Source organism: Chlorobiota bacterium, from assembly GCA_016710285.1.
Classification (GTDB): Bacteria; Bacteroidota; Ignavibacteria; order OLB7; family OLB7; genus OLB7.
This window is the reverse complement of record JADJXR010000001.1, coordinates 3,154,707-3,178,585: the sequence shown is the minus strand read 5'-3', so window position 1 is coordinate 3,178,585 and position 23,879 is coordinate 3,154,707. Positions and strand designations below refer to the sequence as shown.

At 56.6% G+C, this 23,879-nt stretch carries 10 protein-coding genes; 3 read left to right on the top strand and 7 right to left on the bottom strand.

The window, feature by feature from the left end; all coding sequences use genetic code 11:
- Positions 1–129: 129 nt before the first annotated feature.
- The 5 genes from IPM61_11605 to IPM61_11585 all read right to left on the bottom strand — a co-directional run bounded on the left by IPM61_11605 (position 130) and on the right by IPM61_11585 (position 11,241).
- Positions 130–1,644: a B12-binding domain-containing radical SAM protein gene (locus IPM61_11605; GenBank protein ID MBK8911961.1), complete on the bottom strand. Its 1,515-nt coding sequence runs from the start codon at positions 1,642–1,644 to the stop codon at positions 130–132.
- Between the two features lie 49 nt (positions 1,645–1,693).
- On the bottom strand, positions 1,694–2,617 hold the full coding sequence (locus IPM61_11600; GenBank protein MBK8911960.1) for a hypothetical protein: 924 nt from the start codon (positions 2,615–2,617) through the stop codon (positions 1,694–1,696).
- 42 nt (positions 2,618–2,659) lie between these two features.
- The gene (locus tag IPM61_11595; protein MBK8911959.1) at positions 2,660–3,139 is read right to left on the bottom strand and encodes a radical SAM protein; all 480 of its coding nucleotides are present in this window, start codon (positions 3,137–3,139) and stop codon (positions 2,660–2,662) included.
- A 265-nt stretch (positions 3,140–3,404) separates the two neighbouring features.
- Positions 3,405–6,974 (bottom strand): hypothetical protein, encoded by a 3,570-nt coding sequence (locus tag IPM61_11590; protein MBK8911958.1) that lies wholly within the window; start codon positions 6,972–6,974, stop codon positions 3,405–3,407.
- A gap of 670 nt (positions 6,975–7,644) precedes the next feature.
- On the bottom strand, positions 7,645–11,241 hold the full coding sequence (locus IPM61_11585) for a hypothetical protein (protein MBK8911957.1): 3,597 nt from the start codon (positions 11,239–11,241) through the stop codon (positions 7,645–7,647).
- 7 nt (positions 11,242–11,248) lie between these two features.
- On the opposite strand from IPM61_11585, the gene IPM61_11580 reads away from it, so the two are divergent.
- Positions 11,249–12,319 carry a cobalamin-binding protein gene (locus IPM61_11580; protein MBK8911956.1) on the top strand — a complete coding sequence of 357 codons (1,071 nt, stop codon included), beginning with the start codon at positions 11,249–11,251 and terminating at the stop codon, positions 12,317–12,319.
- A gap of 96 nt (positions 12,320–12,415) precedes the next feature.
- Here the strand turns inward: IPM61_11580 and IPM61_11575 are convergent, their stop codons facing one another.
- Together IPM61_11575 and IPM61_11570 are read right to left on the bottom strand one after the other, a co-directional pair.
- The gene (locus IPM61_11575) at positions 12,416–17,374 is read right to left on the bottom strand and encodes a T9SS type A sorting domain-containing protein (GenBank protein ID MBK8911955.1); all 4,959 of its coding nucleotides are present in this window, start codon (positions 17,372–17,374) and stop codon (positions 12,416–12,418) included.
- A 66-nt stretch (positions 17,375–17,440) separates the two neighbouring features.
- Entirely contained in the window at positions 17,441–18,070 is a 630-nt protein-coding gene (locus IPM61_11570; GenBank protein ID MBK8911954.1) for a hypothetical protein, read from the bottom strand.
- A 339-nt stretch (positions 18,071–18,409) separates the two neighbouring features.
- Here IPM61_11570 and IPM61_11565 point away from each other — a divergent pair, with 339 nt between their 5' ends.
- Together IPM61_11565 and IPM61_11560 are read left to right on the top strand one after the other, a co-directional pair.
- Positions 18,410–20,500 carry a sodium:solute symporter family protein gene (locus IPM61_11565; GenBank protein MBK8911953.1) on the top strand — a complete coding sequence of 697 codons (2,091 nt, stop codon included), beginning with the start codon at positions 18,410–18,412 and terminating at the stop codon, positions 20,498–20,500.
- Between the two features lie 74 nt (positions 20,501–20,574).
- Entirely contained in the window at positions 20,575–23,877 is a 3,303-nt protein-coding gene (locus IPM61_11560; GenBank protein ID MBK8911952.1) for an AAA family ATPase, read from the top strand.
- Positions 23,878–23,879 lie beyond the last annotated feature (2 nt).

The window sequence follows — 23,879 nt, the reverse complement described above, 5'->3', positions numbered from 1 at the left end:
ACAAGCCCTTGATTCAGGGTATTTTCATGGTGGTTGGTGATGGTGTGGTTGCGCCGGGGCTTTTGTTCAAGCCGATTGGCCGTGGTGAAGAAGCAATCTATCAAGCCCGCTTGCTGGCGTACACAGCAGCTATCGAAGCTCAGCCGCAGGGCGCGGCGGCTGGAGCTTCGGCAGGCGGTTGGCTTGCTGGTGGAAACGAAGCTGAGGGAGCAGCAGCAACGCTCCAATCGCGTAGTACGGGGCAAGCAACGCACGCCGGAACGGGATTCGGTGGGTTGCATCCCCCCGTTTCTGCGCCAATGCCCGCAGCAACCGCAGGCCCAGCCACAAGCGGTGTTTTTTATGAACGTATGCCGCCAGCCTGCGGTAAAACTGAGTGCTGAACGCCCCCTGGAACATCATTGCAAGGTCCGCGCTTTCCCTCCAATTCTGCTGCCCCTTCATCTGCGCTTTCACCCGCTGGTAGAACGGCGTTCCTGGAAGCGGGTAGGAGACGGAGATGCCGATTTCATCCGGCAAATTCTTTTGGACCATCGCCAGCGTGTCGGCAATTTCTTGCTTCCCCTCCCCCGGATAACCGAACTGCAAGAAATATCCAACGTGAATTCCTGCCCCCCGCAATTTCCTTGTGGCTTCCTCAATCTGCTGGATGGTCGTCCCTTTCTCCATTGCGTCCAGCACCTTCTGCGAACCAGATTCGGCCCCCATCCAGACGGTACGGCATCCGGCGCGTTGCAGCAAGCCAATGGTGTTCCCGCGCAGCAGCAAATCCGCACGGCTTAGGCACTTGAATGGGATTGCGGCGTTGCGGCGTTGCACCTGGTTGGCGAACGTTTCCATCCAGCCTGGTTTCAGCCCAAAAATGTCATCGCAAATCCAGAGGTGGTCGGGGTTCCAAGTTTTTTTCAGCAGCTCCATTTCCGCTGCCACACGCTCCGGCGAGTGTGACGAATAGCTTTGGCCGTACAGCGGTTTTGCGCACCAGTTGCAATGGAACGGGCAGCCGCGAGTGGTGGCGATATTCAGCGAAAAATAGCCGTGACGTTCGGTCCAAATTGCCCGGTAGCGATCAATATCCACAAGGTCGCGTGCCGGAAATGGGAGCTGATCCAAATCGCGCAACGCCCCCCGCCGCGGTCCCTGAACGATTTCCCCATTTGCATTGCGAACAACCACTCCGGCAATTTCAGTCATCGGGCGTTCCGTTGTTTCGGCCAGATATTCCAAGACTTCTTTCAGCGTTATTTCGGACTCGCCCAGCAAAATTGCATCGGCCCCGGCATCAAAGTAGGTGTGGAAATGATCGGTGGGGTCCGAACCATGAACAATCACCGCACAACCATGCTGTTTAGCAATCGCCGCCATCCTGCACGCGGCCTCCCGCATTCGGGTCAGGCACATTTTGGTGAGGTAATTAAAATCGTCGTCGTAAATAACAACCACCTCGGGGCGGGTTGCCAGAATATGCGCCTCAATTTCTTCTTCGGAGTCAGCCAGCATCGCATCAAACAGCGCAACATCATGCCCGGCATCCCGCGCAACAGCCGCCGCGTATAACGTCCCCAGCGGAGGGTAGGGCATCATCGCCTTGTACTCCTTTGGGTCGAAACGCAGGAAATAGCTGTGTGTGAACAGTGTCGTCATTTCGGGATTTTTTTATGTTGTTCTGGCAAAAAAAATGAAACCGCACGCGCTATCCTTTTAGCACTCCATACCGGCGCAAGCCTTCGTAGTATTTCTGCAAAATCGTTGCCGAGACATCGTTCGGGTGGGCGCGGGATTCGTTGCGGCGGGTACGCAGCGAAATTTCGTGGGCGCGTTGGGAATGTGTTGGAAATTTCCATTGCCAGAATGAGCGGGTGAACTTCATCAAGCGAACATCCACCCAAGAAGCAACGGCATTTGGGATAAACGATTCCAAGATTTTTTGGAAGCGGCTTTGGGGCAATTCTTCATCGCGGCAATCAATTCTGCTCATGGAAAAATTCGGAAAATAATCGCTAATCCACGTGTTCTCCTGCATGAATTGGTTGAACATCTCGCGGTTATACAACGGCTTTACGGAAGCTACTTCGCAAGCCACATACGGATTCCGTTCGCGAATTTTCAGGTTATCGCTGGTGACGTAATAATTCACGCAGAAATATTTGCGATTATTCAACAGCACCACTCGCCGGAACAGCACGAATATGCACCGAACAATCCAAAGCCGATTTGGCTGGGTGACGATGAAGTAATCAATATCGCTGTTTTTGTCGGCGATATACCGGCACAGCTGGCCGCTGACAAACACCCCTCTGACAAATGGAACGTGGCGCATATATTTCGCCACTGTTTTCGCGATTTTCCACATCCGCTCCCCTCCCTTTTCCATAGCTTTTCGCCGATCAACGGACGCTGCCGAGCGGTGCGGCAGGAACCAGTATCCGTTGTGTTCGCTAATTCGGCCATCCATCTTCATCGTAGATAGCACGCCAGCAAGCTCCCCTTCCTGGATATTTCCAAGTGGAAGAAATGTATAAATCTCCGAGGTTGTCAGCGGGTAGTCGAACAGGTCATAATACGCCAACGTGCGAAGCACTGGCTCGTGGAGAAGTATGTCGGTAGAAAGGATCATTATCGGGGAATTATCAGTTGGCGGTTTATTGCTTTGTTGAGATCAGGAAATTTTGGGCAAAGGTTTTAATCGCTCGATAATTGCTTTTTCCAGAGGGATGCTTGCATCGGTTTCCCCCGGGAAGCCAACGATATGGGGAAACACGCATTGAATTCCATGCTTGGCGCACCGCTCAGCAATCGCAAGAATTTGCTCGATCTTCACATCCTTCTTCAAATACTCCAGCATCTCTTGCGATCCCGATTCAACACCAACCATCAGCCAACGCAACCCGGCACGCACGCAGTTCTGCAACGCCTGATCCGATAATCGGCTTCCCTGATCTGCCCTCATGGTTGCCGTCCACGTAAACCACAGACCGCGGCGCAGAAATTCCTCCGCCATTTCCACCACGCGTCGGCCATCAATAATCTGGACATCATAACGGCTGCGGTCAAGCGCAGAAGCAACCGCCATTAAGCCAAGCGGCATCGTAAAGAAAACGGACTTCGGGTTGTACAGGATAATTTTTTGCCGTGGCATCAATGACACGTTGGTTGGCCGTGATAGATTTCCAAGATTGGAATCCCAAGAACACAACGGAGGCTGGAAAGTTAATGGCCAACGAATTTTATGCTATGCTGGCTTCAATCCTGAATTCCCGACATGGACACATGGATGGTGGTGCGGCAAAAAAAATAGCGGCAAGCAACCTTCCAATGGAAGATTCAGCTTGCCGCTGTGGGAATCGCTGCGTGGATGATCCCGCAGGTGGTTCGACTGTGATTTGACCGTGGTTTGACTCTGCTTACCGCAGCACAACAATCGGCTGGATTTCCCGATCGCCGTTGGCGTTCGAGAGGGCAACGTAGTAGAGGCCGCCAGCAAGCCCCTGTGTGTTCACCGTTAGCTCCCGCTCGCCTGCCTCGATTTTTCCTTCAAACACTTTGGCCACCTGCTCACCATTTGCGTTCCAGATGCCGACCGAGATTTCCCCGGCGTTCGCCACCCAGAAACGGAGTTGCGCATTGCCACGCACCGGATTGGGGAGGATTTGCCGGATGGAGAGCGCCGCGCTTGTCGCAAAGTTTTCTTCCGCGATCGGTGCGCCGGTGACAATCGCTTGGGGGAGGCTGATGCGGTAGATTGCCCCGGCGGTGTCGGTGGCGTAAAAAAGTCGCTTTGCCGCGTCGCTGTTGGCGGAATCGAAGGTTAGCCCAACCAGCTGCAGAACCGTCACGTTGTTGATAATCACCGGCGTGGCGTTCGTTACTGCGAACGGCGCAACGCTCCGCAGCTGCTGGATCTGCGTGGGGAAATCGGTTCCAGGGGCGGCCTCCGGTATCCCTTGCGTCAGCCCTTGCCCGTCCCATGCCAGCGAGCGGCGATCGCCCCCAACGGCCCCTTGCAACGGGCCGCGCTGCGCAAGCACTGTTCCCGTGGTTGGGTCCAGAACAAACAGTTGCGCAGCGGTTCCTGGGGTTATCAATGCCAAGCCTTCCGGGGTGATCTCAATGCCGCTGATCCGCACGGCCTCCTCGGGAAGGGTGATGCTCCCGGCAGCCGCCCCGGTGGTGTCCATTCGCCAAACTTGGGGATTGGAGAAATCGGAATCGGAGACCAGCACGTAGAATTGGTCGGCAGCCGGGTCCCATGCAAGGTCCCGAATCTCACCCGTGAAGCCTGTACGAACGATCGGAATTTTGGTGAGGATTGAGGGGAGCTTCATCCGGTAGATGGTGTCGCTTCCGCGAGTGCTGGCCCATAGATAGCCGTGGCGAATGGCCAACGCCTGCGCAACAAACCCGCGTTGGTTCAGCGATTGGGTGTTGGCCGCAGCGGTCAGCGTGAAGAAAAGGGATTCCACTGTTCTTCCGCTCTCCTTCTCAATCACTTTCACTTTTGCGTTGGTTGCGCGCGCCAACGGCAGCTGGACCTTTGTGGAGTTTCCGGCGACATCATCCGCCACGGTTTCCCAGGTTCTGCCGCCATCGTAGCTGATAAGAATCTGGACGTTCTTCGTAAAACCAAGCCATGAGACGGTAAGCTCGCTGGGGGTTTCGATCACCTCTCCTCCGGCTGGGGCAACCAGCAGTGGCTGCACCTGTGGGTTTTCGATGCTGATTTGGAACATGGAGCGGCCAAAGGTTGCGGCCACGAGGGTTCGGCTGTCGCGGTGAATTTTCAGATCGAACACCAGCGTCACCGGAAGCCCTTCGCTGAAGGGATACCAGGTTCCGCCGCCATCCAGCGAGACGAACACGCCGATATCGGTGCCAACAAACAAACGATCCTTGTTGATGGGGTCCACCTCAATGGCATTGACCGGGATGTTGGGGAGGTTGTTGGTGATATCCACAAAATTGGCCCCGTCATCATCGGAGCGATAGACGTGGCGGCGGTTGTACCCGCTGAAGGTGGCATACACCCGATGCTCCACCCCGAAATCATACACCAGATCGGTAACGTACAGGTTGGGCAAGCCTTTGCAGGCTTTCCATGTTTGGCCATCATCGGAAGAGTAATAGACCCCTCCGCTTCCTTTCCCCACAAGCATGGAAACGCCATCGTGGGGGGAGACGGCCATTGTTGAAGCAAGCCCCCCAGGCACAGGATTACTGCTCCACGATGTGCCGTAGTTAGTGGTGCGCCAAAGCTGGGTGCGGGCGGTGTAGAAGGTGGTGTAGTCGGCAGGGTTCATTGCCATTGGGGTGGACCAATTCCCCGGATCGCTCTCCATCGGCGCGGTGTTTAACCAGCGAAGATTGTTGGTTCTGGTGTTGAACAGGTACATCGTCTCCCCATTTTGCGACTCGGTGAAGACTTGGTCCGGCACGTTCAAATCCACCACGGCCCAGAAGCCATCCCCTCCTGACATGAATCTCCACTGTTGGCCGAACTCTGTTTTCCCGCTGAAGGTTCCATGTGTTCCGTTGTCCTGGGACCCGCCATAGGCGCGGTACGGGCGCGACTGGTCAACATCCATTTTGTAGAACTGCGTGATTGGCAGCAGTGCGGAGCGTTGCCAGTTGTTGCCACCATCATCGCTTCGGTAATATCCGCCGTCGTTTCCATTGTGAACCACATCGGGGTTGATGGGATCGAACGCAATAACGTGCTGGTCCGGATGAGTTACGTCGAAGGGTGGATAGGCGGTGTAGTTGTTCGTCAAGTTCACCCACTCCACGCCGCCGTTGATTGTCTGGTAAAGGTCAATCCCTCCTGCAATCACAATCTCAGGATTGGTGGGATGGACCTCGATGCAGTTGTTGTAGTAGCCCTGATTGCGGAAGAATCGCTCATCAAATTTTTTGGAGAGCGTCCAGGCATTTCCGCCATCCTTGCTGACATAGATCTCCGCAAGGTTGTTCCCCCCTTGCCCACCGAATGTTGAGAACAGGGCATAGACCCGGTTGGTATCGCTTGGGGAAATGGCCACGCTAACCCGGCTGGCGTTTGGGAATTTGGATCCACCCAACGCAACGAAAGCAATGCCGCCATCGGTTGAGCGATACAGCCCGTTGGTGGTGGCAACAATCAGGGTGTTGGGATTTTTTGCATTGACCGACATATCGAACAGATCGTTATTGAAGGTCTTATTCCACGTTTTTCCGGCATCGTCCGAGCGATAAAATCCGCCATTACTTCGTGCGGCGGCGGCATAGACGATGTTCCGGTTTTGCCAGTTCACGGCAATCTTGCTGAATGCCCCCACCGAACTCAATCCCAGCGGTTCCCAAGTATTCCCTCCATCGCTTGATTTGAAGATGCCCTCGCCTTCGTAGGTCGGGAAGGCCGGCACGTTCTCGCCAGTTCCGGCGTAGATGGTGTTGGTATCCGTTGGGTCAATGGCGATTGCCCCCATAACCAGCGCAGGCTGTTTATCGAACGTGGTGGACCAGTTCGCCCCTCCATCCATTGTTTTCCAGACACCACCGCCAGCCGCGCCAATGAAGATCGTCTGCGAGTTATACGGGTTCAGCACCACACTGCGGATGCGCCCGCCAGAGTTGAACGGACCGATGGATGTCCAGGCGGTTGCCCCAAGGAATCCTGCTGTTGCTTGCTTCTTCATCGCCGTTGCCAGCTGGTGCTGCATCGCCTCCATTTCCTGGAGTGCTTGGATGCGCCCCTCGCTTGGGATCACGTCGTACGGGTATGCACGCTGGTACCGGAACCATTCGTCGCGCCCGCGAACATCCTCTCCGGTCTCCTCACGGTTGCGGTCTTTCAGCGATTCCTCAAAAATTTTCTGATGCTTCTCGGCCTCTTTTTCGGGGTTAAACACGGGCGTGCGCTGCTGCGCAACCAGCGTTGAACTGAGCAACACCAGCAGCGCAGCGGCGCAGCCGTAAAGTCTGTTTTCAGTAGCAGTCATGGGCAGGTACTGTTTGGCGTTCGTGCATTGTTGACGAACGCGCAAGGTAAGGAAGGAAAGGAAAAAACGGGGCAAGGAAGGAACGCATTTTCAGCGTGCCCAACACCGCCCCGACTGGATCGTGGGTGATAAAACTTGAGCCTTCGGCTCAGTCAGGGTAGCCGAAGGTCTTTAGCCTTCGGTGTCTTTTGACTGGGCAGGCTAAAAACCTGTTATCAATCCCGACGGATGTCGGGGCCGCTACCTTTTGGTGCCGCGGCTCCGGTAGCCGAAGGTCTTTAGCCTTCGGTGTCTTTTAACTGGGCAGGCTAAAGACCTGTTATCAATCCCGACGGATGTCGGGGTCGCTACCCTTCGGTGTCACAGCTCCGGTAGCCGAAGGTCTTTAGCCTTCGGTGTCTTTTAACTGGGCAGGCTAAAGACCTGCCGCTACCCTTTCTACTGGGAAGGCTAAAGACCTGTTATCAATCCCGACGGAGGTCGGGGCCGCTACCTTTTGGTGCCGCGGCTCCGGTAGCCGAAGGTCTTTAGCCTTCGGTGTCTTTTAACTGGGCAGGCTAAAGACCTGCCGCTACCCTTCGGTGTCTTTTAACTGGGCAGGCTAAAGACCTGTTATCAATCCCGACGGAGGTCGGGGCCGCTACCCTTCATGCAGAACGCGCTGCGGGCGTTACCGCATCAGCACCACTGGGCGGACGGCGCGGTGGCCGTTGGCATCGGAAAGCGCCACGTAATAGATCCCGCCGGCCAAGCCGTGGACGTTAAAACTGAGGTTGCGCGTTCCGGCTTCTACCCAGCCGCTGAACAGCGTTGCGGCGCGGCGGCCATCGGCACTCCATAGCTCCAACTGGATATCCCCGGCATTGCGGACGCTGAAGCTGATGTTCCCTTCTTCGCGGAAGGGATTCGGGGTCACCGTGCCGATTGCAACCGTGGCGGCCTCGGTCGCGCCGGTTGCGGGGGCTGCGCCAATCGCCGTCCCCCCTTGCAGGGTCAGCCGATAGATCGCGCCGTTGGTATCGGTGGCGTAGAATATCCGTTTTTCGGCATTGCTGTTGCCGTTGTCCCATGCCAGCCCAACAAACTCCAAATTCAGCTGGTTGTTCAGGATCACCGGGGTTGCTTCGGTAACGGTCAGCGGGTCATTCAATCCAAGCCGCTGAAGCTGGGTTGGGAACTGGCTTCCCACAACCGCTTCTGGGATGCCTTGCATCAATCCTTGCCCGTCCCATGCAAGCGAACGGCGATCCTGGCCGTTGGCTCCTTCCAGCTGGCCATACTGCGCCACCACGCTTCCGCTGGAAGGATTCACCACATAGAGCGTTGCTTGGTTTCCCGGGGTTATCAGTGCCAATCCTTGCGGGGTCATGTCAATGCCGCTGATTGCCGTCACCCCTTCCGGCAGCGGGATTTGGCCAAGCGCGGTGCCGGTGGTGTCCATCCGCCAAATGCCGGGGTTGGTGTAATCGCCATTGGCCACAAGTGCGATAAACTGATCGGTCGCGGCATCGTACGCCAGGTCCCGAATCTCCCCGCTGAACCCGGTGCGGACGATTGGAGTTTTGGTGAGAATGGAGGGGAGCTTCATGAAGTAGAGCGTGTCGCTGCTGCGCGAGGCAGCCCACAGATAGCCGTTGCGCACGGTTAAGGCCGTGGCCACAAACCCACGTTGGTTCAGCGATTGCGTGTTGGCCGGGGCCGTCAGCGAGAAGCTGCCCGATTCGGCGGTGCGCCCGCTGGAAATCTCCACCACTTTGATTTTTACATTCGTTGCGCGGGCCATTGGAAGGGGCGTGCTTAGGCTGCTTCCGCTGGCGCGTTGCGAAAGCGTGTCCCACGTTCTTCCGCCGTCGTAGCTTATCAACACCTTGACCTCGCTCTCGAATCCGGCCCAGCGGATTTCCACGGTGTCGGGCGTTTCAATCACCGCTCCGCCAGCGGGGTTTATCACGATTCCCTGCACATCAGGGTTATCAATGTTGATAGCAAACATCGAGCGGCCAAAGGTGGCGGCCACAAGGGTGTGCGTTGCTTGATGGATACGGAGGTCGTTGACGACCGTCAGCGGGAAGCCTTCGTTGAAGGGGAACCACGTTGCCCCGGTGTCAAGGCTTACGAACATCCCAACATCGGTCCCAACAAACAGATGCCCATTGTTGGCCGGGTCCACCTCAATGGCATTCACCGGAATGTTGGGAAGGTTGTTGGTGATCTCAACAAAGTTCGCCCCCTTGTCATCGGAACGATAGACGTGCCGATTGCTATATCCGCTGAAGGTGGCATAGACCCGCGCTGGGTTGACCGGATCATACACCAGATCGGTGACGTACAAGTTGGGCAGCCCTTTCGATGCAGTCCATGTTGCGCCGTCATCAACCGAGAAATAGACCCCGCCGCTCCCTTTCCCAACCATCATTTGCTCGCCATCGTGTGGTGAAAGGGCCATTGTGGAGGCTGTGCCGTTGCCAGGAACATCAAGGTTCTGCCAGGAGCTTCCGCGGTTGCTGGTGCGCCACAAGTCGCGCCGGGCGGAGTAAAGGGTGACTTGGTCGGTAGGGCTCATCATCAATGGCGTGGACCAATCGCCGGGGTCGTTCTGCAGGGCACTCACATTCAGCTGCGAGGTGGCTCCGGTGGTCACGTTCACCCGATAAATTCTTTGGCCGTAGTAGATTTCGGTATAAACAAGGTTGGAGTTGGATTTATCAACCGCCACCCAGAAGCCATCGCCGCCGCTAAGATCGTTCCAAGTTTTGGAGAAGCCTGAAGTCCCGGCCACGGTTCCGTTGGAGCCATTATCCTGGGTTCCACCGTAGGCGCGGTAGTTCCGGTTTTGGTCAACATCCATGGCATAAAACTGGGTGATGGGTAGCTTGTTTCCGATACGGCTCCAGTTGTTTGCGCCATCCACCGAGCGGTAGTATCCGCCATCGCTGCCGATGTGCAGAATGTCAGGATTCTTTGGGTCGAAGACGATCACGTGATGATCGGGGTGGGCAACGGAGAAGGGAGGGTATTGGGTATAAACGTTCGTCCTATTCTCCCAAGCAACTCCACCATTGGTGGTGCGCCAAGCATCTATCCCCAAGGCTATGACGATATCTGGATTCGTGGGGTGAACCTCGATGGCGTTGTTGTAGTTCCCCTGGGTACGGAAGAAGGATTCGCCGAATTTTTTCGAGAGCTTCCAGGTAACGCCGCCATCAATGGAGTAGTAGGCATCGGCAAGGTTGTTCCCTTGCGAACCGCCCGTGCGTGAGATCAGGGCATAGACGCGATTGTTGTTGCTTGCCGACATGGCAATGCTGATACGGTTGCCGTTGGTTCCGTCGAATCCACTTCCGGTTCCGCTTACCCGCGTGAATGTTTCGCCCCCATCGGTCGAACGATGGATACTGTTGGTGGTGCTAACCAGCAGAACGTCGCTGTTGGTTGGGCTTACGGTAAGGTCGTAGGCATCGGAGCTTAGCGTGCGGGTCCAGGTAACGCCCGCATCCACCGATTTGTAGAACCCGCCGTTGGATCGGGTGGTGGCGGCATAGATGATATTTGGCCGCTGGCGATGGACGTACAGCTTGGAAAACGCCCCAACCTGGGTCAGTGCCAACTGTTGCCACGTCTCCCCCCCATCGGTTGATTTGAACAGCCCTTCCCCGGTCAGTGACATCGGGTGCGGGGTGTTCTCTCCGGTTCCCACGTACACGATTTGCGGATTGGCTGGGCTTATAGCAATCGCCCCCATGGCAAGGGAGCCTTGTTGGTCGAAGGTGCTGCTCCAGTTCGCCCCGCCATCGGTTGAACGCCACACGCCGCCGGCCGCCGCGCCGATAAAAATGATGTCCGTGTTCAGCGGGTTCACCGCAATCGCACGGATGCGCCCCCCCACGTTGTATGGACCGATCTCCTCCCACTGCTTTGCTCCAAGAAGCGTGGCTCCTTTTTTGGCAGCTCCATTCTGCAAAGCATGTTGCAGTTGTTCCTGCATGACCCGGGTTTGCTGCACGGCCATTCCGCGCCCGTTCGCGGGGATGCGGTCGAACGGATAGGCACGTTGATAGAAGAACCATTCATCCCGCCCCCGGACGTCTTCGTTGATGACGTCGCGGTTGGGGTCGTTGCGGGATTCCTCGTAGATTTTCTTGATTCGTTCGGCCTGTCCCTCGGGATCATACACCGGCTGCTGGGCAAGCAGCGGGCGCAGGCCAAGCGTACACAGAAACGCCAACAACACAACACTGCGTTGCAGCAAGGGTGCAATAACCATCATGTCTTTCATGCAGAATTTGAACGTGAGAACTTCAAGGCTGGATTGGGAGCCGGGTATCCAATCTACTACTACAAGCAGATCAGGGGCAAGGGAGCAATCGCGGGCGCGCCAGCACTATCATCCTAACGGGCATTGCCGGCGCAACAAAAAGCGTGCGATTCAGGACGGTTTCCGGTGGCCGATATTTCCGCTGATTCTTCTCTTTGCAATTATCTTTCTGGCGGCTGGTTGCCGCAAGGATAACGACCCAGCCGAAGCCAGCACCGCAGCCGCCATCCAGCTTGTTGACGCGATTGGCGACACCATCCGGCTGCGCCACCCCGCCGAAAGGGTAGTGGCCCTTGCGCCCAACCTTACGGAGATGATGTATGCCGTTGGAGCCGGAAGCAAGCTGGTTGGGCGAACCGCTTTTTGCGATTACCCCCAGCAGGCCCTTCAGCTGCCGATTATGGGGGATATGCTGAATATTGAGTATGAGAAAATCCTTGCAGCAAAGCCAGATATCGTGCTGATGACCATTGCGGGAAACTCCCAAGCAGGCTATGATAAGCTGAAAGAGCTTGGACTGCGCCCCGTTGCTATTGATGCCGCAACGGTGCAAGGAGTAATCCGGTCATTGGATACGGTTGGGATTCTTGTTGGTCAACAACACCAATCCAACAAACTGGTTGCAGGGCTTCAGCAGACCCTTGATTCGGTGAAGCAGCTTACGGCCCGCTTGCCAAGCGTCAGCACGTTTATCGTGATTGACCGCTCGATGCTGATGACCGTCAGCCGCGGATTTATTCAGGAAGCATTGGTGATTGCTGGGGGAGAAAACATTGCCGCCGAAGCCGCCGCTGCGTACCCGGTTATCAGCCGCGAGGAGCTGCTGCGCAAGAACCCAGAAGCAATTATTCTTCCTGCCAAAACCGAAGCCGATGCGGAGTCGTTGTTGGAGCTGTATCCCGAATGGCGCGCGCTCCGTGCGGTGCGGAATGGGCGCGTCTCCATCATCCACCCCGATCTTCTCCTGCGCCCCGGCCCCCGCCTTGTGGAAGGGATTGTGAGGCTTTATCAATTGCTTCATCCCCATTAGCAAAAGCACCAAGCGGCCACCGGGTTTTCCTGGTGGCCGCTTGGGTATTGTGTTCATCCTTCTCCCCCCCCTTGCGGAGGAGGGAAGGTTCGTTCCTTACTTCTTCACCACGATGCTCTTCACCACTGGGCTTTGGCCACCCACTTCGATCCGCACTGTGTACGTTCCGCTCGTCAACTCGCTCACTGGCAACGAGTATTCCGTCACTCCACTCACCATTGCTCCGCTGTACACCTCGCTTACCTCCTTCCCGCTTGCGTCGTACATCACGATCCGGCCTTCGCCACCCTCGGCCAACTCCACTTGCACGCTTCCACGATCCACCATCGGGTTCGGGGCTACCACCACGCTTAGGCTCATCGCCTCATCACCGCTTACCTTCACCTGACGCTGGTCGTTGATCTCTACCGTCCCGTCCGTGTTCACCGTCACCAAGCGGTAGATGTACGTCCGGCCTCCCACTACTCCTCCATCCACCGTCCGGTACTCCGCTCCCACTGTCGCTGTTCCGCGACCCGCTTGACGATCCACCACGCTGAACTCCCCGACCACGTCACCCGTCACCGCTTCCATTACCTCGGCTCGCTGAATCTCCATCGCGCTCACGTTCTCCTCGCCGGCTGTTGTCCACTCCACCGTTACCTGACGGCGACCTGTCTGCTGTGCCGCGAACGACGACAGCTTGATCGGCAGCACTTCCGATGTGTTGTATCCGAAGAAGTCCAACCCTGCCAACACCAACCGCTTCACTCCGCTCTGCGTTGGCTCCGGCCAGAAGCGACCGGCGTGACGCCAATCAAACGCGTAGTACACCACCTGCTTCTTCACTCCCTTCGAGGCCACTCCGGCTGTCGTGTCTTGACGTACCGTTGGATCCGGCACCGGTGGCAAATCTATGTACTGATGCGATGACTTCGCCACTCCGTCAGAGTTCACTGTCACCTTCAAGATCGCCGGCATCGGTGGTGCGTCGTTCGTCACCCCGGTCCCCTGGATCATCTCGAACTTGTTCGGCGTCAGCGCGATCCCCTTGATCCGCAACCCGCTGTAGTTCGCTGGCTGCGTCGGCTTCGAGTACGTTGCGCGCAGGTAGTTGTTCACGAACTCCTTGTCGGCAATCTGACCGTTCCCGGCCGTCAACACCACGTCGTGCTTCCGTGCGACTTCTTGACCTGCGATCAGGAACTTCATCTTGTCTTTTGCCGTGCCACTCTCCAGCGCGCTCTTCAATGCTGCACGCTCTTCAGCTTCCAACCCTTCGGCTTCCTCGCCTTGTGCCCAGATCACCGTCTTCCATGGGCGGAAGTCCAGGTTCTCCTTTGGCCACATATCACGTTGGAAGATGTCGAAGTCTTCCGTTCCAAGCCCGTTCGTCCGATCCCAGGCGATCTGATTCATCGCGCTGATCACCGAGTCCGCGTTCAGTTTGTTCCCAAGAACCACTGCGTCGCTGATCCCGCTGTTCGTCACGTTCGATGGCTGGTAGCTCTCGACCGATACCAACACACGGCGCGTTGCGCGCAATACGTAGAACCGCACGATCTTCTCGTACCGGTTGTTCGTCACGTTGTCGTCCGTTCCGCTCCGCAACTGCAGGCGGTACAGCGGACTCACGTTCGCATCCTGGCCGTAGTATGGATCGCTTTGGCCCAACTCGCGAAGCGTCTGCGGCATGAACATCCCGAACGCCACGTTCCGCTGCTCGCTCACGTCCACACTTGCGCTCTTGTTCATTGTCGCAACCGTCACCCACGTTGTCCCCGTCCACCGTTGCACCGTCATCGTTGCTGCGTTCGATGGCACCGGCTGGCCACCCACGTTCCGCAGGCGTCCCACAAGGCTCACCGCCGTGTCAACCATCATGTACTCTGCATCGCTAAACTGACCGCTTGAGGCACGATATCCCACCGGTCCCAAGATGTCCTCGGCCATCACATCGTGGTTGCGGATGTGACCCGTGAACTCGTCGGCTCCGATGTCGTACCGACCGTTCAATGCTGCCGAGCCGCGTGGCTCCATGTCAATATCGTTCGTCAACCCCGCAACCTTCGTCCCGCGGTTGTTCGCAATCGAACCACGGTACATCGGTTGGATATGGAGGTCAACGCCACCCGGGTACGTCGAGACGAACTCTTGGGTGATGTCACCCTGCATCGAGTTCATATCCATGCCCGTCAGGTACCGCCATTGGTTCAGGTTCGTTGCCACTGGTGGCGATGGAATCTTGTACCCTTGTGCTGACAGGTTCTGCAACGATCCCGTCATCCCGTTCGGTACCCACAGAATATTGTGGTTCGAGATCAGCTTCGTCTTCAACTCCGATCCCACCAACCGAAGTGCGGTTGGATTGTTGGTTCCTGTCAACGCCACGATGTTGTTCTGAACCGAGCCTTGCGCACGATCCATCAAAATCCCGTACTCCACCGCTTGCATGTTGCAGGCACTTGTGTTGTAGATCGTGTTGTTGTTGACCTGGTTCCCCGTCATCACGAAGTCCAGACGGTTCGTCCCTTCTGGCGTGATCGCAATGGCTGCAAGGGTGCTGCCCCCACAATAGTTCCAAATCATGTTGTTCGATACCTTCAGGTTCGATGCCCCGTTGTTCGGGAACCGATACGTCCGGTTCGATGGCGACACAAACACGTTCTCGTTGATGTCGGCAGCGATACCACCGCTGACTCCAACAACTGTGCTGATGTTTGCAATCCGGTTCCGCTCGATCGTGATGTCGCTCGAGTACCCACGGTTGTTCGAGGCGTTCCCACCACTGGTGATCGCAATGCCAACGCCATGCAACATCGTCTTCGACGTGTTCGCAACACCGTTGATCCAGTTGTCGCTCACCACCGAGTTCTTCTCATACACCAACGTCACACCTGCACGACCTGAGTTCCAAATCTGGTTCCCGGTGTACTGGTTGTTCTGGTTCGTGTACTCCACGTAGGCACCCGGGCCAACCACGTACAGCGGTCCGGCTCCCACCGAGGCGATTCCCATGCCGAAGTCACGGATCACGTTCCCGCTGATCACGTTGTTCTGGTTCCGAAGCGTGTCGCGCTTTTGCGAGTTCGTTCCTGTGGCTCCGTCAATCGGTGCCGAGTTCCGAAGCATCACACCGGCTGACATCACCTGCGCCAAGTCATCCACAAACGTGAACGTGTTGAACGACTGGTTGTAGCTTGGAATCGTCACCGTGCTGGCCGTGTTCTTCAGGCTCCACGTGTTCCCGCTTGCTGGCTCGATCCGGCTGTTGAGCACCTTGTAGTTCGATGCCCCTTGACCCAAATAGAATGGAATCGCCAAGCGTTTGTACCCGCTGGTGCTGGTTGCCGTCGTGTTCTCCAGCACGAACCGGAATACCTTGTTGGTTCCGCCATCCCACGTGATGTATCCGCTCGGGTTCGAGGTGTCCTTCTGGCCGTACCAGATGCCGATGCCCGATGGCGATTTCAGGTTGACCGTCACGTTCGTCTTGCCGGCAACTGGCCGCCACGTGATCGGGTTGTTCGCTCCCAATCCAACCACGTATCCACGCATATCCAACGCTGGCTGCGATGGGTCGTTGTTGACTGGTTGAACCGTGTAGCTGTCGTCCACCAGTTCCAGCGTCACCGGGCCGCCAACACCGTAGGTGCTGACCGAGTCCCAGGCTTCCTGGATCGTGCGGAAGTGCTCGCCGAACCCAACGCGGTACACCCCTGCGTAGCGTGCCTTCACGTTGAAGCACCAGGTCGTCGAGTTGTTCTCCGTCACCGGGTCTTGCGGATCGTTCACCGTCACCGTCAAGCAGTACTCGCCTGCTCCGTTCGGGATGAAGTCAGGAAACTCTTGCAGCATCGGCGCGCCGCCGCTTGTTACCGTGAGGATAGTTGCGGTGCGCGAATAGACGATCTGCCCCGCAGAGTTTGTAATCACCACGCTGGCCGGAACGTTTGTTGCATCGGCAAGGCCGTTGTTGCGGAAACCAGCCGACACGTGGATCGGGCGGCCATCGGGATAGAACTCACCCGCCATCGGCGAATGTGGCGTAACGCCTGCAAGCAGAGCTTCCAGTTCGATCTCGTAGTTCACGTCGAACGGTAGTCCCCATGATTTCCAGTTCGGGAGCGTATCGTTCAAACGATTCTCATCCTTGCTGAGGTTTGTCAGCACCTTCAGGTAGTAGCGTCCCGGGCGCGTTGGAACCCAAGGGGTCAGGTTCAGATCGCGGAAGGTTGCTGGCTGCCATACTCCTGGAACAATTCCCGGAGCCGAATAGACTACTAGCCCACTGTTGTCGCGGATTTCGTAGGCAACAGGAACGTCCGTTTGGGAATTGAAGCCTGCGTTCAAGAACCGAACTTCAATTGGAACGCCAACGCCAACTGGATACTGATAATTCAGCGGCGGTTTGTTCTCGTACGGTTGCAGGATGGCCCATGGGCGGACATCGTGTGGCTTCGCAATGGCGAACTGACCGGTCAGCGTGTCGTTGCTGAAATCCTGATCCATCGGGCTGGTTAGCTGCGAGTAGATCTTCACCGTGTAGATTCCGGTGATGTCGGTTATTGGCGGAGTAACCTGGCCAAGCACAATCGTTGATGTTTGGCCTTGCGCCGCTGCGGTCGTGAACGCTGTTCCGTTCAGGGTTAGCACCGGGTTGACAAGGTCCTGATCGCGGTAAACTTTTGCCTGCACCGGGACGTTCTGGCGAACGTTTTTCCCAACGTTCAAGAACTGCGCGTTGACCGTGATGGTGCTTCCGCCCAAGTGCGTGTTGCCAAGCCGTTCCGGCGTAAACCAGATAGAGTCGGCAGCAACGTCATCGAACACTGGCGACAAGCGATAGCCGATCTGTTGCCCATCCTTTGTTGGGAACTCATAGTGCCAGATTGGGGTTGAACGATAGAGAAACGTTGGTGGGGCATAGCTTGGGTAGTAAGCATACAGCACAGGATAGTTAGCAAGAACCCCAACGTAATTGATGGTTGGCACGCGGGTAATTGCCAGCGTATCGGGGTTGGTTTTGGGGTTCTGCAGGATCACGAACTTCTCAGCATCGCTTCCGGCAGGCACCCCTTGCCCTTGCCCAAGGTTTTTAATACCAACTAACGCACCATATCCACGGCGATTGGGGCCGGGCTAAGAACCGGTGCGGTCAATGGAATTGGGACCATAGATAAACTCCATCTTGCCCGATGGGGACTCGTAGAGTTTCAGTTGGAAGTTGCCAGGATTGCCAGCCGGCTGGCTGATCCCCTGCACACGCCACTCAATGGTTTGAACGCGGTTACCTGGCGTGCCATCAACTCGCCAGTAGATACCACGTTGGGTTGGTGTGGTGGTTAAGTCAGCGGAATACACCCAGATGACTTTGTTGTAGTATGCATAGGTCGAACTCGTTTGATAGTAAAGATATGGGTAGACCGCTCCATTGCGCGGGATTGCACCGTTGAATCCAAGATACCCGGACATGGATGCAATCATGTTGAACCCGGCACTATAGTTCGTTCCTAAAAAACTGAACGTAAACTGCAGCGGAATTCGCCACTCGTACGGGAAATTTTGGCCGGTGCTCCCAGACACCAGTGTGGTTCCTGTTTGCCCAATAATGCTGGTGAAGTTATTGGGAATAATTGCCGCAACATAGTTGTTCCATGGCATGTTGCTGGCGGGCGGGGTTTGCATCGCGTACTGCGCTCGCAGCGGGAACGCGATGCAACAAAGCAGCAATGCTGATAGCCACAGCCTTGCTCTCGTAGCTTGTCTCATGATTCCTCCGAATCGGTTGAAATGGTTGACGTGTATTGTTGAAGCAGAGAAGATCAATCTTATGATATGTGTGATAGTGCGTTTGTTCTGCGGTATGCTCCTGATAATGATGTTAGGAATGGACTATCCAAGACCACGTTGAGAACACGGCTTGGCCGGGAAAGGTTTCTTAAAAGTTGCTGTTTTTCCTCTCTCCGCAAAGACTTTTTTTCTCACCATGCTGGATTCCTTCGGAATTCAGCATTTTTCGGCGATGCCCCTCCCCTCTTACTCCTCAATTTCGTTGATGCAGCGGGTGGTACCCATTGCTGACCGCAAAACTTACCAAGGACTCCCTCCATGATGATGCTTGGCCTGCACGTTCTTGATTGGCTTGTTCTGCTCCTGTTCTTTGCCGTGATGATCCTGATTGGATTGCGGGCGCGAAGAAGAATCCGCACCACAAGCGATTTCTACCAGGGCGGACGCTCCTTCGGCAAATGGCTGACGGCGTTTCTGAATTTTGGGAACATGACCGATGCCGGCCAAGCCGCCGGTGTCACCCGCGAAATTTACCGGCAGGGGTTGCAAGGGGTTTGGTTCCAGAACCTTGTGCTGTTCCATACCCCTTTCCAGTGGTTCATTGCCGCGCTGCAACGCCGCGCCCGCTACCTTGGTCCCGCCGACTTGTTCCTGCACCGCTTCGAAAGCCGCTTCCTTGCCGGGCTGTACGCCGTTGTGCTGGTGTGCGGCGCGGCCTACGGCAACGCCACCGGATACCTGCTTACCGGAAAAACCTTGCAAGCAATGATGGTGAAACCCGCCGCCGAATACACCCCAGAAGAACAAGCCGCCATTGATGGATTCGCACGGCTGAAAACCTTGAAAAGCAGGGACTACGCCACGCTTCCAACCGCCGAACAATCGGAACTGAAATCGCTGCAGGAATTGGAGAAGCAAGGGAAGCTGAAAGCCTTCATCTCCTACCTTGATCTCACCACTTTCTATTTCATCTACGCCGGGCTGATCGCGCTGTACACCATTCTTGGCGGGCTGTTTGCCGTTGCCATTCTGGACGTTGTGCAGGGGCTGCTTATCATCTTCCTTTCGCTGGTGCTGATCCCGATCGCTTTATCGGCGATTGGCGGAATCGCAGGGATGCAGCAAACCGTCCCTGCGGCAATGTTCCAGCTGTTCGGCAGCAGCGCGGCAAGCGATTACACGTGGTACTTCGTGGCCAGCTTCGCACTGCTGAACCTTGTGGTGAACGCGCCAAAAAATTTCACCATGGGTGGCTCGGCAAAGGACGACCGCTCGGCACGGATCGGCTTTGTCACCGGAAGCATCTTCAAACGGTTTATGATGATCGGATGGGCGTTTACCGGGCTGCTGGCGGTGGGGCTGTACGCGGGCCAAGTTGCGGACCCCACCAACATCTGGGGGGTGATGACGCGTGACCTTCTTGGGGTGGGCGCAATCGGCCTGATGATTGCCGCAATCTTCGCGGCCAACATGGACGGCGCGGCAACCGCATCGCTGGACGCTTCGGCGGCGCTTGTGAAAAACATCTATCTCCCAATCCGCCCCGCCACCACCGAGCAACGGCAGATGCTGATTGGGCGCGCCACGGTTCTTGCCATCCTTCTCTCCTCCATCTTCTTCGCGCTTCGTGCCGACGACATTGTTGCCGTGTTCAAATACGCCTTGCAGATTGGGGCGATTGTTGGACCAACGTTCTGGCTGGTCTATTTTTGGCGCAGGCTAAACACCCGCGCCGTTGCTGCCCAGATCATTCTTTCCATCACCCTCACCATCATTATTCCAAACGCCTTGCCGGAGCTTACCGGAATGCGGACGGACCCCGCGCTAACCCAACGAACAACCGAACGGATTGTGGAAGTGGAGTCGCGTGCAACCGCTGAAGATGTGAGATCCGGGAAAGCCGAAACGCTTGGCCAAAAGATCATCAAAACCGAACGCGTGCCCCCCGTTGGAATCTATTTCGAGCGGGTGGTGGAAACGCCGCAAGGGCTGCGCGGCGAAGGATTGTTCCGAACAAACATCTATCTGATCTCCTTCGTTGGGGGCGATGTTGCCGGGTGGTTCAGTGCCGAAATCTCCACCGCCAACTTGCTGATTGATGCCACACTCCCCTTCCTGCTGCTGATCCTTTTCTCGATGCTGACCAAACCAAATGCCGAACCGGTTCTTCGCGATTTCTACGCCCGAATCCACACCCCTGCGGTGGCCGATCCGGCAGAAGATGCGCGGCTGGTTCAGGAAAAAATCAGCAACCCAGAGCTTGTTGAACGGAACAAACTTTTCCCCGGAACCAACCTGATGTTCTGGAAGCCAACCCGATTCGATATCCTTGGATTCCTTGCCTGCATCGGGTTCGTGCTGCTGATTGTTGGGCTGTACATGGCCGTGGCCAGCATTGGGATGGAGTAGCAATAACGCGGAAAGCAACAGCAACTGAAAGAGAGATCAACAAAGCATCCCCTCCCCTTTTCCAAACAGCATCCATGCAAGCACTTCTTGATTTCGCAAACCACGGGATTCTCCCGTTTGTTGGAAGGGAGCATGAGTTCCAACGGCTGGCCAATTTTTGCCAACGCCGGGCCGATGACGCGGCACTGCGTGCGGGGCTTCTGCTTGGCGAAGCTGGTTCCGGAAAGTCGCGGCTGTTCGATGAAGTCCTTCCCAATTGCGAAGCTGCCGGCGTGATTGTTGTTCGGGTGAAACTCCATCCGAGCGCGGCCAATGCCATCACCCCGTTGATTGCCCAATCGCTTTACCTTCTGCCGGCAATTCGCCAGCTTCTGCGTGCCGAGCCGGAAGCGACGCTCCCTTCGGTTATCGCCACGCTGCAGCGGTTGGCGCGGTTGCGCCCGGTGGCGATTGCGTTGGAGGATATCCATCTGCTGCCGCAGCATTCCGTGGGGGAGCTTGCAACCCTGGTTGGCGGCATTGCCGATGAACCAATCACCCTGCTTTGCAGTGCCCGCCCGCTGGACCTTCCGGTGCGGGGCGTGCTGGAACCCCACCTTGTTCTTGAGATAGAGCTTTCCGGAATACCGCAGCAAGCGTTGTTGCAGTTATGGAACGGCCTGTTCGGCAGCAATCCGGACCCGGCATTGCTGGCCCAGCTTCAGCAGCGAACGATTGGCAACCCGCTGGCGGTGCGTTCGGCATTGCGCGGTGCGTTGCGTGCGGACCCGGCACCGGACCTGCCAAGCAGCACCGTGCAACTGCGGTTCGACCTCTCCGGTTTCCAAGCATCGCTGGAGCGGAACGTGAAGCTGTTATCCGAAGGAATGATTGCTCACCTAAGCCCCAACGAACGGCAGCTTGCTGGGCGGCTTGCGTTGCTGGGGGAAGTCTTCGCACGCGAATCGGCGGAGCTTCTGCTTCAGGATTCGGAGAGCATCATCACCAGTTTGATGTTCAAAGGGGTGATTGCTCCGGCATCGCTTTCCACCACCTCCATCACTGGCTCGGCAAGCCGGTTTCCATTACTGGCATTCACCCACACCCTGCTCCATCACCACCTGCTGGAGGAAGCCGAAAGCAGCGCAACTGCGGAGACGCTTGGCCAGCTTACGGCCATACTTCAGCAGCGGCTGCCACTGTTCGCAATGGCCGCAATCGAGTATCTGGATCGCCACGCGGGGGAACTTGGCATTGCGAAGGACCAGCGTTCGGCACTGCTCCATTCCTTCATCAGCATGGCGTTGCGGCTTACGGGAACCGCCGATTGGGACATCGGTCTGCGGATCGGAACCGTGGCGTTGAAGCTGTACGATGCCAGCACCACGTTGTGGGAAGATGCCGAGTATCTGGAGCTTCGCTTGCGTGCGCTGAACCTTCGCACAACGGTTCAAACGCGGGAGTTCCGCATGGCAGAGCTGGCGGCAGCAATCCAAGAATATCTTCAGGAAACCTCCGGCGAGCTTCCCCCCCAGTTGTTGAATCATCGCCTGCGTGCGCTTGGGCTGGTCAACAGCCAGATGCCACATCCGAACCTTGAGCTTGGATTGGGGGCGTGGGAAGAAGGGGAGAAAATTTTGGAACGTGCGCCCGGCCTTCGGTTCAGCAGCGATTACCTGTACTTCCTGAACGGAATCGCCCGCCTCCATTACTACAACCAGATTGAAGGGGTTGGCCATATCGAGCAGCGCGTTGTTGACCTTTTGGACAGCGATGACCTTCCCGCAACCTTACGGCAGGAGCTTGCCCGGGACGTGGCCCCCCAGATGTTCCCCCTGTATTTCACCGCCAACGAGGTGCAGCAACGGTTGGCGTTATTGGAGCGGATCGAGCGGGAGAATTTCCCACCAACATCGGCAACGTTTGTGGCAACGCTGGGATTGCTGCATTCGGCGGGGCAGTATCAAGATTTCGCGGTGATGCTCCCCAACGCGCTGCGCACCTTCAAGGATATGGGCCACTGGCGGAACTACACCCTTGCTCTCTCAAAATCCCTGCTGGCAAAACTGATGCTTGGCCACGATGCCGATCAGGTGCTGAAGGAATGGGAGCAATTGATTGGGTGGCTGCCACCGAACAGGCTGGGTGAGTTACGGGGAAGTTTCCAACACACGCTTGGCTACCACACCATCCTAACCGGCACCACTGCCGGGGCCGACGCACTGCTGCGGAAGTTCAACCTGCCAACAATTTCGGAGGATCATTTTTGGGCCTACAGCCACGGGGTTCTTGCTGGCGACTGGGAAGCCGTGGAGCAAGCATTGCGGAAGCCATCGCACTCGCCATTTCGCCGATTGGTGGAATCGTTGGGGAGCAATCCAGCAACCGTTGCCAGCACCATCACCGACATCCTTGAGCCAGAAGTCACCACGTACGAAAGTGGTTTTTACCTGTTTACCATCGGCATAAAGCTGCTGGACTTGGTGCATCGCACCACCGGAAGCAACCTGTTAGACGGGCGCGAGCATGAGGTCCAGACAGCCTTCAGAAACCGATTGGAGTGGTACCACGCGCGCGGGATGTTCCGCTGCATGGCGATGATGATTGGGCATATCGGCCACCATCTTCCGGAGAAAGAGCAAGGAGTTTGGAAGAAACGGATTGAGGAATTGCAGAAGCAATTTCAGCAGCAGCAGCAAAGCGCAGCCGACAGCCGCCGGTGCACGCTGACGATGCTGGGCCGAGTGGAGCTTACCATGCCCGACGGAACCGTGCAGGCGGTACGTGGGGCAAGGATGAAATCCATTTTGGGGCTGTTAGTTGCCGACCGCATGAGCCGCCGCCCGTTATCGAAACAGGAATTTTACCTGCTGGCGGCCGGCGAGGACGGGAAGGATTTTGAGCTTGCCCGCAAAACCGTCAACATGGCGATTGCAAGCCTTCGGAAACTGCTGGGCGACCAAGCGTTTCAACGGAGCGAGGAGACCATTCAGCTGAATTTTGACTTCATCACGGTGGATATTTTGGAGGCTTGGAAGGCATTGCAAGGGGCACTTGCGGCGGCCAAACGCAGGTCCCTTTCCCACGCGCGAATTCAGTTGCTGCAAGCCCTGCAGGCTGCTGCTGGCGAGGTTCCGTTCCCGTCGCTGTATGACGACTATTTTGAAGCCGTTCGGGAAGATTTCGAGACACGGATGCGCGCGGCAACCGTGGATATTTCCAGGATGCTGCTACGCGAAGGGGACGCAGCCGGGGCCGAGGAGATATTGCGGATCGGTTTTGAATGGCTGCCCGACGATGAAGAAATTGCCGAGCTACTGCAGCAAGCCCTGATTGCCGACGATCGCCGGGGCGAAGCCGAGCGGGTGAAACTTCGATTAGCTGGGGAGGATTGGTAGCA